This window comes from Sphingomonas sp. Leaf32 (assembly GCF_001421765.1).
Lineage (GTDB): Bacteria > Pseudomonadota > Alphaproteobacteria > Sphingomonadales > Sphingomonadaceae > Sphingomonas.
In genome coordinates this window covers 644,500-659,256 of record NZ_LMLA01000001.1, presented here as the reverse complement: position 1 = coordinate 659,256, position 14,757 = coordinate 644,500, and the positions used below count along the sequence as shown (strand labels likewise).

The window sequence follows — 14,757 nt, the reverse complement described above, 5'->3', positions numbered from 1 at the left end:
CCGTCGCCGCGTCCGCGCGCATCATCGTGCGACGAAGCAATTCTCGCCGGCCAGCTTCAGCTTGCCGCACAGGTCCGACGCCTGGTTCGCGCTGCCGGCATTGACGCGCAGGCGATATACGGTCTTGCCCTTCACCTCCGCGACCTGCACCGATTTGCCGAGCGGCGCGAGATAGGCGAAGCGACGCGACAACTGGTTCCACGCGGTGTTCGCGACGCCTTCGCTGGGGAAGGAGCCGAGCTGGACGACCGAGCCGCCCGCCCCTGTCGCCGTTTCGGCCGGCGCGGCCGCCGCCGGGGCGCGGGCCTCCAGCCTGGTCGTCGTGGCGGGGACGGCGGTCGCCACCCGTCCCGTTCCGCTGCTGGTCGGGCCGGCGGTGGGTGCGGCGGCACGACCCTGGATCGGGGCTTCGGGCACGGCGCCCAGGTTCACCGACGAATTCCCGCCGGTCGCCCCCTCGCTGGTGGCGATCGCGGTGTCGCTGTCGCCGGTCACGCGCATCCCGTCGGCTTCTTGCGGGCGGGTCTTGTACGGCCCCTCCGGCGCGGCGATCACGTCGCCGGTGCCGCTGGCGGTCGGCGCCCCGCGCTGACGCAGCAGCGCGAAGGCGATCGTCCCGACCATCAGCAACCCGATCAGCACGAGCAGCACCGTGCGCCAGATCGGACGCGCGGGTTCCGGTTCCGGATCGGCGCTTTCCAGCCACGGAAGGCGTTCGTGATCGGGATCGCCGGATGCGATCATGTCCGCCATTACTTCATCTCCTCGACCGCCTCGACACCCATGATGGCCAAGCCGTTGCGGATAATCTGCCCGATCGCGCGGGCAAGGAAAAGCCGTGCCTGCGTCAGCGCCGCATCGTCGGCCTGAAGGTAGCGACGGGACGGATCGTCGTTGCCGAGGTTCCACGCGGCATGGAACTCCGCCGCCAAGTCGTAGAGATAAAAGGCGATCCGATGCGGTTCGCGCGCTGCCGCCGCACTTTCGACGACGCGCGGGAACTGCGCCGCGCGCTTCACCAGCGCCAGCTCGACCGTATCGAGACGGGACAGATCGGCCTGTTTGTCCTCGGCAATGCCCGCCTCCGCCGCGCGGCGGACCAGCGAATGGACACGGGCATGGGCGTACTGGACGTAGAAGACGGGATTGTCCTTCGACGCCTCCACCACCTTGGCGAAGTCGAAGTCCATCTGCGCATCGGCCTTGCGGGTCAGCATGGTGAAGCGAACGACGTCCTTGCCGACCTCGTTCACGACATCGGCGAGCGTCACGAAATTGCCGGCGCGCTTCGACATCTTGACCGGTTCGCCACCGCGCAGCAGGCGCACCATCTGCACCAGCTTCACGTCGAAGCGGGTCTTGCCCTCGGTCAGTGCCTGCACCGCCGCGACGATCCGCTTGACCGTGCCGGCATGGTCCGCGCCCCAGATGTCGATCAGCTGGTCGGCGCCCTCGGCCTTCTGGAAATGATAGGCGAGGTCCGCACCGAAATAGGTCCAGCTGCCGTCCGACTTCCTGATCGGGCGATCCTGATCGTCGCCGAACTTCGTCGAGCGGAACAGCGGCAGTTCGACCGGTTCCCAATCCTCGGGCGTCTCGCCCTTGGGCGCTTCGAGCACGCCGTCATAGATCAGGTCGCGGGCGCGCAGCCACGCCTCGGCCGCCTCGGGCTTGCCGGCCGCCTGCAATTCGGCTTCCGACGAGAAGACATCGTGATGGATGCCGAGCAGTTGCAAGTCGGCGCGGATCATCTCCAGCATCGCCGCAACCGTCTTGGTGCGGAACAGCGCCAGCCATTCCTCTTCCGGCGCGCTCACATAGCGGTCGCTATATTCGGCGGCGAGCGCCTGCCCGACCGGGACCAGATAGTCGCCGGGATACAGCCCCTCGGGAATGGCGATCGTCTCGCCCAGCGCCTCGCGGTAGCGCAGATGCGCCGAGCGGGCGAGCACGGCGACCTGCCCGCCGGCATCGTTGACATAATATTCGCGGATGACGCGCGCACCATTCCATTCGAGCAGGCTTGCCAGCGCGTCGCCGACCACCGCGCCCCGGCAATGGCCCATGTGCATCGGGCCGGTCGGATTGGCCGAGACATATTCGATGTTCACCACCTGCCCCGCGCCGGTCGTCGAACGGCCATAGGCGTCGCCGGCATCGGCAATCGCGGTCAATTCGCCGCGCCAGGTGTCGTCGGTCAGCGTCAGGTTGATGAAGCCCGGCCCGGCGACCGACGCGCTGGCCACTTCGCTCAGCCCCGCCAGTTCGGCGACCAGCAATTCGGCCAGCGCGCGCGGGTTGGTCTTGGCGGGCTTGGCCAGCACCATCGCGGCATTGGTCGACAGGTCGCCATGGGTCGTGTCGCGCGGCGGTTCGACCGTGATCGCGCGTCGCTCCAGCCCCGCCGGCAGGTCGCCACGGGCGACGAGCGTGTCGAGCGCGCGGTCGAGATGGGCGAAGAAACGGGGGTACAGCGTCATGGCGGTTCCGGTCGGTTGATCCAAACGCGCCGCTTAGCCGATACCGCCGCCCCTGCAAAGGATCACACCCGGATCAGTCCCGCAACCGAACGGCGGCCGATGCTGCCGGGGAACAGCGTCGTCATCGCGCGCGCCGGATCAATGCCGAAATGCCCCGCGACCGCCCCGGCGATCAGCGCGTCGAGATCGGTCGTCGGGGTCAGGTCGCGATCCTCATAGAGCTTCGCCAAGCCCGGCCAGTCGGCGACGACCCGCCTGCCCAGCACGGTGCCGCCCAGCAGCATCGTCGCGGCCGCGGTGCCATGGTCGGTGCCGCCGGTACCGTTGATCCGCGCGGTACGACCGAATTCGGTCGCGACCAGCACCAGCGTCCGGTCCCATGCCGGGCCGAGGCCGGTCTTGAGCGCACCCACCATCCCGTCGAGTGCCTTCAGCTGGGTATTCAGCCGCCCGCGCTGGCCGGCATGGGTGTCCCAGCCGCCGGTTTCGATCATCGCGATCCGCGCGCCGTCCGCCGGCGCCAGCAGCCGTGCCGCCAGTGCGCCGGTCGCCGCCGCATCGCGGCCGGCGTTGCCGCCTGCCTCCTGCGCCAGTTGCCGGGTCTGCATCGCCTGCGCCCATAGCGCGTGGAGTTGCGGGTCGTCGGCATAGAGCTGGGTCACGCGGGCCATGAGATCGCCCGACGCATCGGGCAGCGCGGAGGGGGCATAGGAGGCGACGTCGCGGGCACCACGTAGCGCCAGCGGCACTGTCGCAGCGACGGCGATGGCGCGGGCCTCCTCGCGCGGCAACAGCATGAGCAGGCGATTGAGCCAGCCATCGCGCACGGCATAGGCAGCCGCCCCGCCCGTCTCCAGCACGTTCTGCCCGTCGAAATGCGACCGGTCGCGATAGGGCAAGGCGACGGCATGGGCGAACAATGCCTGCCCGCTGTCGTACAGTCCGGCCATGCCGGTGAGCGCCGGGTGCAGCGCGAACATGCCGTCCAGCTTGCGCGCCGCCGCCGCATCCTCGGCCCATGCTCCTCGGAGAGAGGCGAAAGCGGGATCGCCGGTCGGGATGACCATGGCGAGGCCGTCCGCCGCGCCGCGCTGGATGATGAACACGAAGCGCCGGTCAGTCGCGGCGCGGGCATAGGCAAGGCGTGGCGCGAAGGCGGCGGACAGGACCGCCGCGCCGCCGATGAGGAAATTCCGCCGGTCGGTCATGGCTTATCTCCGCAGGAACTGGGGGGCGACGAACAGCAGCGCGAGGCCCTGTGCCGGGCTTTCGGCGCGGGCGATGGTGGTCGCAGTGGCGGGAGCGAGGCTGTCGGGGAACAGTCGCGCCGCCAGCGCACGCGGATCGGGCGGCTCACGCAATCGTCCGGCAAGCCGCTCCGCCGCCTCGATCCGACGCATCAGCGCGTCGGGTCCGGCCCAACTGGCGGCGATGTCGTCGAAGCCGATCGGCTGGCCCGGCCGCCAGATCGGCTGGCCCAGTTGCCCGAACAGGTTGACCAGCCCCCGACCCTCCGTCGCCGGTGCATCGATCGCGCGCAGAGCGGCGACGGTCCAGTCCCATGGGGTACGGAACTTGGGGGTACCCGGCGCCCATGCCTCCGGCGCGGCGATCAGCGCGCGATAGACCGTGGGCAGGTCGCCGCGCGACGACAGGAACGCGCGTTCGACCCGCGCCACCGCCGCCGGGGGCGGATCGTCGGCGATGAAGTGGCGGACCAGCTTGATCGCGACATGCTTGGCCGTTGCCGGATGCACCGCAAGATCGGCCAGCACCGCCGCCGACTGGCCGGCACCGCCCTCGGCATAGTCCTTGCCCATGATGCGGCGGCCGCCCGGCTGATGCAGCGCGGGCGCGAACACCGCCTCGCCCGGCTGGCCCGGCACGACCCGCGCACCGCCCCGCCCCAGCCCCGCGACCGTCCAGCCGGTCAGCGCCTGGGCCAGTTCGGTGACGTCGCCCTGGGCATAGCCGGTGCGGACGCCCAGCGTGTGCAACTCCAGAATCTCGCGCGCCAGATTCTCGTTCAGCCCGGCACGGCCGCCCATGCGGCGTTGGCCGAACGGGCTGTCGGGACCGACCGACTGCGCCTGATCGAGATAGAGCAGCATCGCCGGATGATGTTCGACCGCGAGAAGCAGGTCGTGGAACCGGCCCAGCACATGCGGGCGGATCGCATCGAATTCGAACGCGGCGGCTAGGCCGGTCACCTCCAGCTTGTCGGCCGACACCGCGAAATGGTTCGACCAGAAATGGGTTAGCCGCTCGACGAAGGGCGTGTCGCTGGCCACCGCCGCCGCCGTGCGCGCGGCCACGCCATCGAGGTAGAATTGGCGGACGCCACGCCGGATCTGCGCCGCGCGATTGTCTGGCGGGTCGGCCGCCATCGGCATCGCGTCGGGCGTTGCCGTCGCCTGGGTCGTGCGGCGTTCCTTGCGGACCATGCGCAGTTCGGCCTGCGCCTGCGCCACCGCCTGTCCCGCGGCGCCCGTCGTCGCGACCCCGACCAGCGCAGGCGGGCGCGGCGTCCAGCGATCGAACTGGTCGGTCAGCCAGCGTTTCGGGTCCGCCGGCGGCTGCGCATCACCGCGCGCGCCCAGCCCGAACCGGTTCCATGCAATCTCCGCCAGCGCCATCGCCTGCGACTCCACTGCCAATCCCGACAGCGATCAGGCGCGCCGATTGTCGCAGAGTTATGGCAATGGCATCAGAACCCGTCGGGCAGGTCGATCGGTCCGACGACCTGCCCATAACAGCGCACCGCGAACCGATCGGTCATCCCGGCGATATAGTCGGCGATGTGGCGGCTGCGCTCGGGTTCCGCCTCGGGCAGTGTCTCGCGCCAGCCGTCGTGCATCGCCGCCGGATCGGCATGATAGGCGGCGAACAGGCCGGCGACGACCGTCTCCGCCATCGCCGCCGCCGCCAGCTGACGCGGATGATGGTAGAGATTGGCATACATGAAGCGCTTCAGCGTTCGCTCCGCCTCCGCCATCTCGGGCGAGAAATGGGAGAGACATTGGCCCGCCGCGCGGACGTCGGCGACCGTCTCGACACCCGCCGCCGCCACGCGGCGCTGGGTCTCGGCGATCAGGTCGTTGACCATCGACCCGATCTGCGACCGGGTGAGTTCGCCGACCAGCCGATCGGCCGGCACATCGGGAAAGCGCGCGCGAACCGCGTCCCAGCCTGCGGCGACGAAGGGCACTTCCAGCAGCTGATCGAGCGTCAGCAGCCCGGCGCGCAGGCCATCGTCGATGTCGTGATTGTCATAGGCGATGTCGTCGGCGATCGCCGCGACCTGCGCCTCCAGCGACGGCCATTCGTTCAGGCGCAGGCCGTGCGCGGCATCCGCCGCCGCCAATGCCCAGCCCGGCGTCGGGATCGGGCCATTATGCTTGGCCAGCCCCTCCAGCGTATCCCACGTCAGGTTCAGGCCCCGCCAGCGCGGATAGGGGCTGTCGAGCCAGGTCAGCGTGCGCAGCGTCTGGCCATTATGGTCGAAGCCGCCATGCGCCGCCATCGCCGCCTCCAGCGCATCCTCCCCCGCATGACCGAACGGCGGGTGGCCGATGTCATGGGCAAGGCACAACGCCTCGGTCAGATCCTCGTTCAGGCCCAGCGTGCGGGCGACAGCGCGACCGATCTGCGCGACCTCCAGGCTGTGGGTCAGCCGGACGCGGAAATGGTCGCCGTCGGGCGCCATGAACACCTGCGTCTTGTGACGCAGCCGCCGGAAGCTGATCGAATGGATGATCCGGTCGCGGTCGCGCTGGAACGCGTCGCGGGGTCCCCGCGTCGCGTCGCCCGGTTCGGCGTGGAGCCGCCCGCCATGCGCCAGCGGATCGGCGGCATAGGGGGCCTTCACTTGACCGGGACCCGAGCGACCTTCTGCCCCGCCTCGCTGGTGAAGGCGAAGGCCTGCACCCCCGACTTGCGCAGCGTGTTGACGAAGTCCTGCGCCTCGGCATCGCTCTTGAACGGGCCGGTCAGCAGGCGGTTGGTGGCACGCAGTGGCGTGGTCCATGCCTGCCGGCCTTTGAGCGCCGGGGCCTTGCCCGCCATGATGCCCCATGCGGCGGGAAGTCCCGCGACGTTCGCGCCGCCCGCGATCTGGACCCAGTGGCGTTCGGGGTCGGCGCGCTTGATCTGGGCAAGGCGCGCGGCCTCGGCGGCCTCGGCCTTCTTCTCATCGGCGATCCGCTTGGCTTCGGCGGCCTTCTTCGCGGTGGAGGCGCGGGTGGCGGCGAGCTTCTTCACCTCGGCGGCTTCGGTGGCGCGGGCGGTCGCTTCCCGCGCCTCCGCCGCACGACGGGCGGCTTCCGCCTGCGCGGCCAGTGCGGTGCTGCTGGCCGGCGCGGCGACCGGGGTCGGCGGCGGACCGACGCCCAGTTCGGATGCGGGGATGTCGAGGTTGCGGATGATGCGGGCGAGCACGTCGTCGTTCGACGGCGCGCGGGCGGCGACGGTCGCCGCGGCGCTGGAGACGGCGGGCGTCGCGGGCGGCGTGTTGACCGGTGCGGCGCTGGCCACCTCGACCGGGATGGCAGGCGCGGGTGCAGGCTCTGCCGGTCGATCGACGATCGTCACGGGCACGGGTGCGGAGGCGACCTGTACCGGTGCGCGCGCTGCCTGTTCGGAACGGTCGCGGGCGGCAAGCGCTTCTGCGGCGACGCGGCGTTCCTCGGCCTGACGCGCGGCGACGCGCTCGGCCTCGACCCGGGTCGCCTCGGCGATGCGCGCCTGTTCAGCTTGCTGCGCGGCGAGCTGCTGCCGTTGGGCCAGCGCGGCGCGGCGGGCGGTTTCGTCGGCCCTGGCCTGCGCCAGTTGCTGCGCCTGGGCATCGGCGGCGCGGCGGGCGGCTTCGGCCTGGGCGAGCTGCGCCGCCTGTGCCTGCCGCTGCCGCTCGGCACGGCGTTCGGCCATCGTCGGTGTGCGACTGGCGGTGCGGGTCGTCGCGACAGGCGTGACCGGTGCGGCGGACGCCAGCGCGACCGGCGGCGCGGTACGGACCGGGGCGGGCAGCGGCGGGGCGAGCCGGGCGTCGGCCAGCCGCTCCGGGCTGGGCGCGAGGCGGCCGTAATGGACGGCGAACGCGCGATCCGCCCCGGCCAGTTGCGGCAGGCGGCGGAAGAAGGGCGAGAGGCTGGCCGAGAAACCGGGCAACATGCTGGCGGTGATCTTGTCCGCGCCGGCGGCGTCGCCCGACATGGCGAGGACGAAGGCGCGCACCCGCCATGCCGCCCGGTCGCCCTTCTGCAACAGCGGGTTCAGCACCGCCGTCGATTCGGTCACATTGCCGTCGATGCCCAGCGACAGCGCGAGGCGGCGCGTCACCTCGTCATCCTCCCCCGCCCGCAGCGCCTGACGGTAATCCGCCTGCGCCAGCGATCCACGTCCGAGTAGGTCGTAGGCGAGGCCGCGTTCGGCGAGATAGGGCGTCATCGCCACCCCGGCCCGCTCGGCGGAGGCGAACAGCGCCAGCGCCTCGCCCGGCCGCTCCATCGCCACCAGCGCGACGCCGCGCGCGGCCCGGATGCGCGGGTCGTTGGGTGATGCCTTCTCGGCGCGCGCGAGGAACTGCATCGCCGCGTCGGTATCCCCCAGCTTGCCCGACAGCCGCCCCGCCTCCACCAGCGCCGACACGTCGTTCGGACTGCGACCGAGGATGCGCATCTGTTCCGACAGGCGGTCGGCATTCGGGGTCAGCGGCTGGACGATCGCGCCGGGCTGCGCCAAGGCGGGCAAGGGCGAAGCAGTGGCGAGCAGCAGCGCGGCGGCGCGGAGCGTTTTAAGCTGGGTCATGGGCTTGTCCGCTTAACCATGGGACGGCTGAACGGGGAATGTTCCGGGGCGTCGGCGGCGGTGAAGCGAGCGATGGTGGCGATGAAGCGAGCCGTCAGGGCCAAAGTTCACTAAGTTCACACTTGTGCGCGTTTTGCACGGCGCTCGCTCCGCTCCGACAGGATGGCGTTCACCACGCGGAAACGAGCGCGCGGAAATTGGCGGTGTCAAAGAGCGTCGAGCGGAGGATGACATGGTCGGACGCTGTAGGAAATAGCAGGCCCGATGGCGGTAACATCAGTCCGCAGCGGCGGGACGCTTCGTCGCGGACCACAGAAATCCGATCGATCCGAGGACAAAGCCGAGGAACGCCGACTGCCAGAGCAACGCCACGCCGAAATCGGAAAAACCGGCCAATCGGGTCGCAAGGATGTTGATGGCCACATCGCTGACCATGATCGCGACGCCCAGCAGCAAGCCGGGACGTATGCGCCCCGACGCGAGCAATACCACTACGGCCAGATCGAGAAAAAGCAGTGCCGACCAGTAGAGCTCGAACGCCGGCAACGGCGCCCAGCGATACGGTCGCCAGCCGAAGCGAAGGAAATCAAGACCATGGTTGAACGCGCCGGCCGAAAAGCCGAGCGTCTGAACGGTCAGTGCGATGCGTGCCGCCCCGTAGCGTGAAGCACGGGGCGGCATCGCAAACGCCGCTTACTGGTTGTTCTGCCGATGCAGGAAGCGCGGGATGTCGAGCGGTTCCTTCGCATCGTCGGTGCCGCGTGCAGGCGCGCGGCCGGCATTGGCCATGCGTTCGAACAGCGTGCCGCCGGGCTTGCGCGCCGGGGCCGCTTCCTCACGCGGTGCTTCGGCGGCGGCGTCCGGGGTCAGCCAGCGGCGGCGGCCGTCGTTCGACGATGCGCCGAAATCGCTGGCCGGGGTCGGCGCGGGCATCGGCGCGGCGGCCTGCTCGGCACCCAGCACCAGTTCGTCCTCGTCCTGTGCCGCCGTTGCGGGCGCGTCATAGGTCGAATGCGGCACGATGCGTTCGGACACCGACGGCTGGCTCGCGCCCTGCGGAAACCGGTCCATCGGCTGGGGCGCGGGGGCCTCTTCCAGATGCTCGGCAGCGGCACCGCTCGGCGCGACCGGGGCGGCGGCAGGCGCGGCAGGGCGGCGCGGCGCGTTGAACGAGAAGGCACGGGTCGGCTCGGCCTGGGCCGGCTGCGGTGCGGCCTGCGACGGGGCTTCGTCCTCGATACCGGTCGCGACGACCGAGACGCGGATCTTGCCTTCCAGCTCGCTGTTGAACGCCGAACCCCAGATGATGTTGGCGTCGTCGTCGACCAGTTCGCGGATGTGGTTCGCGGCTTCGTCGACTTCGAGCAGGCGCATGTCGTCGCCGCCGGTGATCGACACGATCACACCCTTTGCGCCGTTCAACGACACGCCGTCGAGCAGCGGGTTGGCGATCGCCTGCTGCGCGGCTTCGATGGCGCGGTTATCGCCCTCGGCCTCGCCGGTGCCCATCATCGCCTTGCCCATTTCCTGCATCACCGACCGCACGTCGGCGAAGTCGAGGTTGATGAGGCCGGGCATGACCATCAGGTCGGTGATGCCGCGCACGCCCTGCTGCAACACTTCATCCGCCATTTCAAAGGCTTGCTTGAAGGTCGTGTTGGCGTTCGCGATCAGGAACAGATTCTGGTTCGGAATGACGATCAGCGTGTCGACGTACTTCTGCAGTTCCTCGATGCCGGCCTCGGCCGACTTCGCGCGGCGCTTGCCCTCGAACGCGAAGGGACGGGTCACGACGCCGACGGTCAGGATGCCCATCTCGCGCGCGGCCTTGGCGATGACCGGTGCCGCACCGGTGCCGGTACCGCCGCCCATGCCGGCGGCGATGAAGCACATATGCGCGCCTTCAAGGCTCTTCTGCACCGCCTCGATCGTTTCCTCGGCCGCCGCGCGACCGATTTCGGGGCGGCTGCCGGCACCCAGACCCTGCGTGATCTTCGCACCCAGCTGGATACGCTGCGGCGCGGACGACTGCTTGAGTGCCTGCGCGTCGGTGTTGGCGACGAGGAACTCGACCCCCTGCACCTCGGCACGGATCATGTTCGCGATCGCGTTGCCGCCGGCCCCGCCGACCCCGATCACGGTGATGCGCGGGGTCAGTTCGTCGACGTCGGGTGCCAGAAATTCGATGCTCATACTCGGTCTCCCTGTCCCGGCCGGCACCGGGCACGTAATTCGATAGGCGGTTGTGCATCAAGCCGAAGGACGATCCTAGCCCCCCACCCGGCCTGATGGTAATAAATCGTCAATAGTTTGCGCGGAATGCGGTCAACAGACGCTGGAACAGTGCACCCGTGCTGGGGCGCGACACCATCTGCTGCGTCGGCTGCAACGCGCGCAGGTCGACCGGGTTCGATGCGGCGAACATCGCCAACCCGGCAAGCGTCGCGAATCCCGGTCCGGAATGCGCATCGGGCAGTGCGATCAGCCCACGCGCGCGGCCGACGCGGACCGGCCGGCCCAGCGCCTGCTGCGCATAATCGGCGATGCCCTTCAACTCCGCCCCGCCGCCGGTCAGCACGACCTGTCGCCCAACGGGATCGTCGAAGTTCAACCGACGCAGTTCCTTGGAGATTTCCGCGACCAGCCGATCGAGCCGCTGGCGGATGACAGAGATGAGCTGTGCACGGGTGATGCGCGTGCCCTCCGCATCCTCGTCCGCGCGGACGGGCGCAACGTCGATCATGTCGTGATTGTCGCGCGGGGACATATTGGCCGAGCCGTAAAAGCATTTCAGCCGTTCGGCCTGCGCGCGATTGGTGCCGAAGGCGGAGGCGACGTCGTCGGTGATGTCGCTGGCCCCCATCGCGATCGAGGCGAGACCGGTCAGCACGCCGTTCGCGAACACCGAGACGTTCGTGATGCCCGCACCGATTTCGACCAAAGCGACGCCCAGTTCGCGCTCCTCCTCCGACAGACAGGCAAGCCCGGTGGCGACCGGCGCGGCGACGATCGATTTCGTCTCCAGATGCGCCGAACGGACGCACAGATCGAGGTTGCGGACCGGCGAGCCTTCGGTCGCGACGACGTGGATTTCGACGCCGAGGCGGTCGGCGTGCAGCCCCTTCGGCTCCTTCACCCCGCCAAGGCCGTCGAGCGTGTAGCGCATCGGTTGGGCGTGCAGCACCATGCGCTGGCCCGGATCGATCGCGTTGCGACCGGCCTTCAGCAGCGCATCGATATCCGACTGTTCGACGCGGTGGCCGCCCAGATCGACCTCGAGCTTGACGATGTCGGACACCAGCCCGCCGGCCGAGAAGCTGACCCACACATCCTCGATATTGAAGCCGGCGATGCGTTCGGCCTGTTCGACCGCTTCGCGCACCGCCGTCTCGGTCGCCTTCATGTCGGCGATATAGCCGCGCTTGACGCCCCGACTCTCCCGCTGGCCGGTGCCGAGCACGGTCAGTTCGCCGCCCTCGCCCGGCTTCGCGATCAGCGCCGACACCTTCGACGTGCCGATGTCGAGTGCGGTGATGATGCCTTCCGGTGCTACCTTCGCCATGTCCCTGCCCCCTGTCAGTCGCCCTCGACCGGTTTCGCGGTCGTGGCGACATTGCCCTGTTCGCCGTCGCTGCCGTCGTCGCCATTGTCCGGCGTTGCATGTTTCATCCGCACGACCAGCTTGGTCGGATCGCGCAGGTCGAACCGGTCATAGCCCTTGCCCAGCAGGCCGAGCGTCCCGTCGAGCTGCGCGAACTTGACCAGCGCGCGGGCCGAGTCGGTATCGCCTTCGGGCAGGACCAGCCGCTCGCCGGTCTGGAACAATATGTCCCAGCGGCGATTGCCGACCCACACCGCCGCCTTCACCACCGGTTTCAGCGCAGGCGCGGCGGCCATCAGCTTGCGATAGGCCGGTTCCTGCGCATTGGCGCCGTCGCCGATCACCAGCGGCAGGCGCGGCATCCGGTTGGGCTGCACACCATCGAGGAGCACGCCGCCCTCATCGATCAGCATCAGTTGGCCCTTGTTCTGCCAGACGGCGGCCGGATCGCGCTCGACAACGTCGACGACCAGCGTGTCGGGCAGCCGGCGCGAGACGCGGGCGTCGGCGATCCAGCCATAGTCGAGCAGCTTCTGCCGCGTCGCGTCGAGATCGACCAGCGGCATCGCGCGCGAACGCTGGTCGAGCGCAACGGCATAGACCGAGGTGGCGTCCATCCGCTTGAGGCCGGTCACCTCGATCTGTTCAACGCGGAAGCCCGCCGCGCCAACCGCTTCGGCCGCCGCCACGCCGATCGCGCCGAACAGGCCAAACCAGTTGGCGAGCGCCAGCGCGATCGCCCCGGCACCGGCGGTCAGGCTCCAGCCGACGATGCGGCGCGCGGTCGCGGCCCCGCCGGGGAGCGCGGCCACCGCCTGATCGAGGACCGAGGCGCGAACCGGGCGCTTGGCCTGGACGCGGCGCTTGGGCTTGACGGTGCGGGTCTGGACGACGCGCTTGCCGGTCTGGGTCATCGCATCGCCTCTTCCACGATCCAGCCGACAAGGGCTTCGTAGCTCATGCCGACATGGCGCGCCTGTTCGGGAACGAGGCTGAGCGGCGTCATACCGGGCTGGGTATTGGTTTCGAGGACGAACAGCCCGGCGATGCCGCGGTCGTCGTCCCAGCGGAAGTCGGTGCGCGACGCGCCCTTGCAGCCCAGCACGCGGTGGGCGGTGACGGCATAGGCCATGCACGCCTGCGCGATGTCGTCGGGGATGTCGGCGGGGCAGACATGCTCGGTCAGGCCGTCGGTATATTTGCTGTCGTAATCGTAGAAGCCGCTCTTGGGCTTGAGTTCGGTGACGCCCAGTGCGCGGTCGCCGAGGACGGCGGTGGTCAGTTCGCGGCCCCGGATGAAGGGTTCGGCGAGGAGTTCGTCGAATTCCTGCCACGGACCCTTGGCGTGCCTCGCGATCGGGTTGCTGTAGTTGCTGTCGTCAGTGACGATCGCGACGCCGACCGACGATCCTTCGCTCACCGGCTTCAAGACGTACGGGCGCGGCAGCGGATCGCGTTCGAACAGTTCGGCGGTCTTGACGATGCGGCCGCCGGGCATTGGCACGCCTGCGGGGACCAGGGCGTGCTTGGTCAGTACCTTGTCGATCGCGATGACGGAGGTGGCGAGGCCGCTATGCGTGTAGCGCAGACCCATCAGGTCCATCATGCCCTGCACAGTGCCGTCCTCGCCGGGCGATCCATGGAGCGCGTTGAAGACGAGGTCGGGCTTCGCTTCGGTCAGGCGCGCAGCAATGTTGCGGTCCATGTCGATGCGGGTGACGCGGTGGCCGAGTGATTCGAGCGCGGTCGCGACGCCTGCGCCCGACATCAGCGAGACTTCGCGTTCCGACGACCAGCCGCCCATGAGGACGACGATGTGCAGGGGGTCGGTCACGCGGTCGGTTCCTCGTCTGTGTCGATCGGGTTGCCAAAAACAGGCGTCATCCCGGCGCAGGCCGGGATCCATGGAGAGTTGACGTCGGCGGCTCCATCGAACCGGCCCGTATCCATGGATTCCGGCTTTCGCCGGAATGACGGATGATGAGAATTGTTCATCACGCCACCCCCACACGCTGAATTTCCCATTCCAGCGTCACGCCCGATGCGGCAAGCACCTTCGCGCGGACGTCCTCGCCCAGCGCTTCGATATCCGCGCTGGTAGCGTTGCCGGTGTTCAGCAGGAAATTGCAATGTTTCTCCGACACCTGAGCGCCGCCGCGCGCCAAGCCCCGGCAGCCGGCAGCGTCGACCAGCGCCCATGCCTTGTGCCCGTCGGGGTTCTTGAAGGTCGAGCCGCCGGTCTTGCTGCGCAGCGGTTGCGAGGCTTCGCGGGCGGCGGCGATGCGGTCCATTTCGGCCTGGATGGCGGACGGTTCGCCATGTTCGCCAAGGAAGGTCGCGGACACGACGATCGCGCCGTCGGGCAGGTCGCTGTGGCGGTAGCGATAGTGCAGATCGGCTTGTCGTAGCGTCGTCAGCGTACCGTCGCGGGTGACGACCTGTGCCTCGACCAGCACATCGGCCACTTCGCGGCCATAGGCGCCGCCGTTCATCCGCACGAAGCCGCCGACCGTGCCGGGGATCGAGCGGAGGAACTCGACGCCGGCGATGCCCGCATCGCGCGCGGTCGAGGAGACGAGGATACCGCTCGCCCCGCCGCCGCAGGTCAGGGTCAGGCCATCCGCCGCGACCTTGGCAAAGGGCTTGCCGAGGCGCACGACAACGCCCGGCACGCCGCCGTCGCGGACGATCAGGTTCGACCCCAGCCCCAGCCCCATCACCGGGATCGCGGGGTCGAGCGCGTGGAGGAAGTCGCAGAGGTCGTCCGTGTCGGCCGGCTCGAACAGCCACTGCGCCGCGCCGCCCGCCTTGAACCAGACGAGGGGGGCGAGCGGAGCATTCGGGGTCAGCCGGCCGCGGACCGGCGGCATC

Annotated in this window: 12 protein-coding genes; all 12 read right to left on the bottom strand. The window is 69.5% G+C overall.

All coding sequences use genetic code 11. From position 1 onward, the window contains the following. Window positions 1-21 precede the first annotated feature (21 nt). Complete coding sequence (locus ASE83_RS03130) at window positions 22-753, bottom strand: SPOR domain-containing protein (protein WP_235512950.1); 732 nt, start codon at window positions 751-753, stop codon at window positions 22-24. After that, window positions 753-2,480, bottom strand: a complete 1,728-nt coding sequence (gene argS, locus ASE83_RS03125; RefSeq protein WP_055784432.1) for an arginine--tRNA ligase — start codon at window positions 2,478-2,480, stop codon at window positions 753-755. The genes ASE83_RS03130 and argS overlap by 1 nt, the downstream gene beginning before the upstream one ends. 62 nt (window positions 2,481-2,542) lie before the next feature. After that, window positions 2,543-3,688, bottom strand: coding sequence for a DUF1501 domain-containing protein (locus tag ASE83_RS03120; protein WP_055783826.1), 1,146 nt, complete (start codon window positions 3,686-3,688; stop codon window positions 2,543-2,545). A 3-nt stretch (window positions 3,689-3,691) separates the two neighbouring features. Then, entirely contained in the window at window positions 3,692-5,131 is a 1,440-nt protein-coding gene (locus ASE83_RS03115; RefSeq protein WP_327196405.1) for a DUF1800 domain-containing protein, read from the bottom strand. Between the two features lie 56 nt (window positions 5,132-5,187). Beyond that, window positions 5,188-6,348, bottom strand: a complete 1,161-nt coding sequence (locus ASE83_RS03110) for a deoxyguanosinetriphosphate triphosphohydrolase (protein WP_055783825.1) — start codon at window positions 6,346-6,348, stop codon at window positions 5,188-5,190. Continuing rightward, entirely contained in the window at window positions 6,345-8,285 is a 1,941-nt protein-coding gene (locus tag ASE83_RS18855) for a tetratricopeptide repeat protein (protein WP_055783824.1), read from the bottom strand. The genes ASE83_RS03110 and ASE83_RS18855 overlap by 4 nt, the downstream gene beginning before the upstream one ends. 276 nt (window positions 8,286-8,561) lie before the next feature. Continuing rightward, window positions 8,562-8,966 carry a hypothetical protein gene (locus ASE83_RS03100; RefSeq protein WP_055783823.1) on the bottom strand — a complete coding sequence of 135 codons (405 nt, stop codon included), beginning with the start codon at window positions 8,964-8,966 and terminating at the stop codon, window positions 8,562-8,564. A 12-nt stretch (window positions 8,967-8,978) separates the two neighbouring features. Then, window positions 8,979-10,478: a cell division protein FtsZ gene (gene ftsZ, locus ASE83_RS03095; protein ID WP_055783822.1), complete on the bottom strand. Its 1,500-nt coding sequence runs from the start codon at window positions 10,476-10,478 to the stop codon at window positions 8,979-8,981. 109 nt (window positions 10,479-10,587) lie between these two features. Next, complete coding sequence (ftsA, locus tag ASE83_RS03090; RefSeq protein ID WP_055783821.1) at window positions 10,588-11,847, bottom strand: cell division protein FtsA; 1,260 nt, start codon at window positions 11,845-11,847, stop codon at window positions 10,588-10,590. A 14-nt stretch (window positions 11,848-11,861) separates the two neighbouring features. Further along, window positions 11,862-12,800 (bottom strand): cell division protein FtsQ/DivIB, encoded by a 939-nt coding sequence (locus tag ASE83_RS03085; protein ID WP_055783820.1) that lies wholly within the window; start codon window positions 12,798-12,800, stop codon window positions 11,862-11,864. Beyond that, a complete protein-coding gene (locus ASE83_RS03080; protein WP_235512948.1) occupies window positions 12,797-13,720 on the bottom strand; it encodes a D-alanine--D-alanine ligase in 924 nt (307 codons plus the stop codon). The genes ASE83_RS03085 and ASE83_RS03080 overlap by 4 nt, the downstream gene beginning before the upstream one ends. Before the next feature lie 160 nt (window positions 13,721-13,880). After that, complete coding sequence (gene murB / locus ASE83_RS03075; protein ID WP_055784426.1) at window positions 13,881-14,756, bottom strand: UDP-N-acetylmuramate dehydrogenase; 876 nt, start codon at window positions 14,754-14,756, stop codon at window positions 13,881-13,883. Window position 14,757 lies beyond the last annotated feature (1 nt).

What these genes read in the sequence shown, in the direction of transcription:
- ASE83_RS03130 (WP_235512950.1), bottom strand. Translation starts at nt 753, where the DNA reads ATGGCGGACATGATCGCATCCGGCGATCCCGATCACGAACGCCTTCCG.
- argS (WP_055784432.1), bottom strand. Translation starts at nt 2,480, where the DNA reads ATGACGCTGTACCCCCGTTTCTTCGCCCATCTCGACCGCGCGCTCGAC.
- ASE83_RS03120 (WP_055783826.1), bottom strand. Translation starts at nt 3,688, where the DNA reads ATGACCGACCGGCGGAATTTCCTCATCGGCGGCGCGGCGGTCCTGTCC.
- ASE83_RS18855 (WP_055783824.1), bottom strand. Translation starts at nt 8,285, where the DNA reads ATGACCCAGCTTAAAACGCTCCGCGCCGCCGCGCTGCTGCTCGCCACT.
- ASE83_RS03100 (WP_055783823.1), bottom strand. Translation starts at nt 8,966, where the DNA reads ATGCCGCCCCGTGCTTCACGCTACGGGGCGGCACGCATCGCACTGACC.
- ftsZ (WP_055783822.1), bottom strand. Translation starts at nt 10,478, where the DNA reads ATGAGCATCGAATTTCTGGCACCCGACGTCGACGAACTGACCCCGCGC.
- ftsA (WP_055783821.1), bottom strand. Translation starts at nt 11,847, where the DNA reads ATGGCGAAGGTAGCACCGGAAGGCATCATCACCGCACTCGACATCGGC.
- ASE83_RS03085 (WP_055783820.1), bottom strand. Translation starts at nt 12,800, where the DNA reads ATGACCCAGACCGGCAAGCGCGTCGTCCAGACCCGCACCGTCAAGCCC.
- murB (WP_055784426.1), bottom strand. Translation starts at nt 14,756, where the DNA reads ATGCCGCCGGTCCGCGGCCGGCTGACCCCGAATGCTCCGCTCGCCCCC.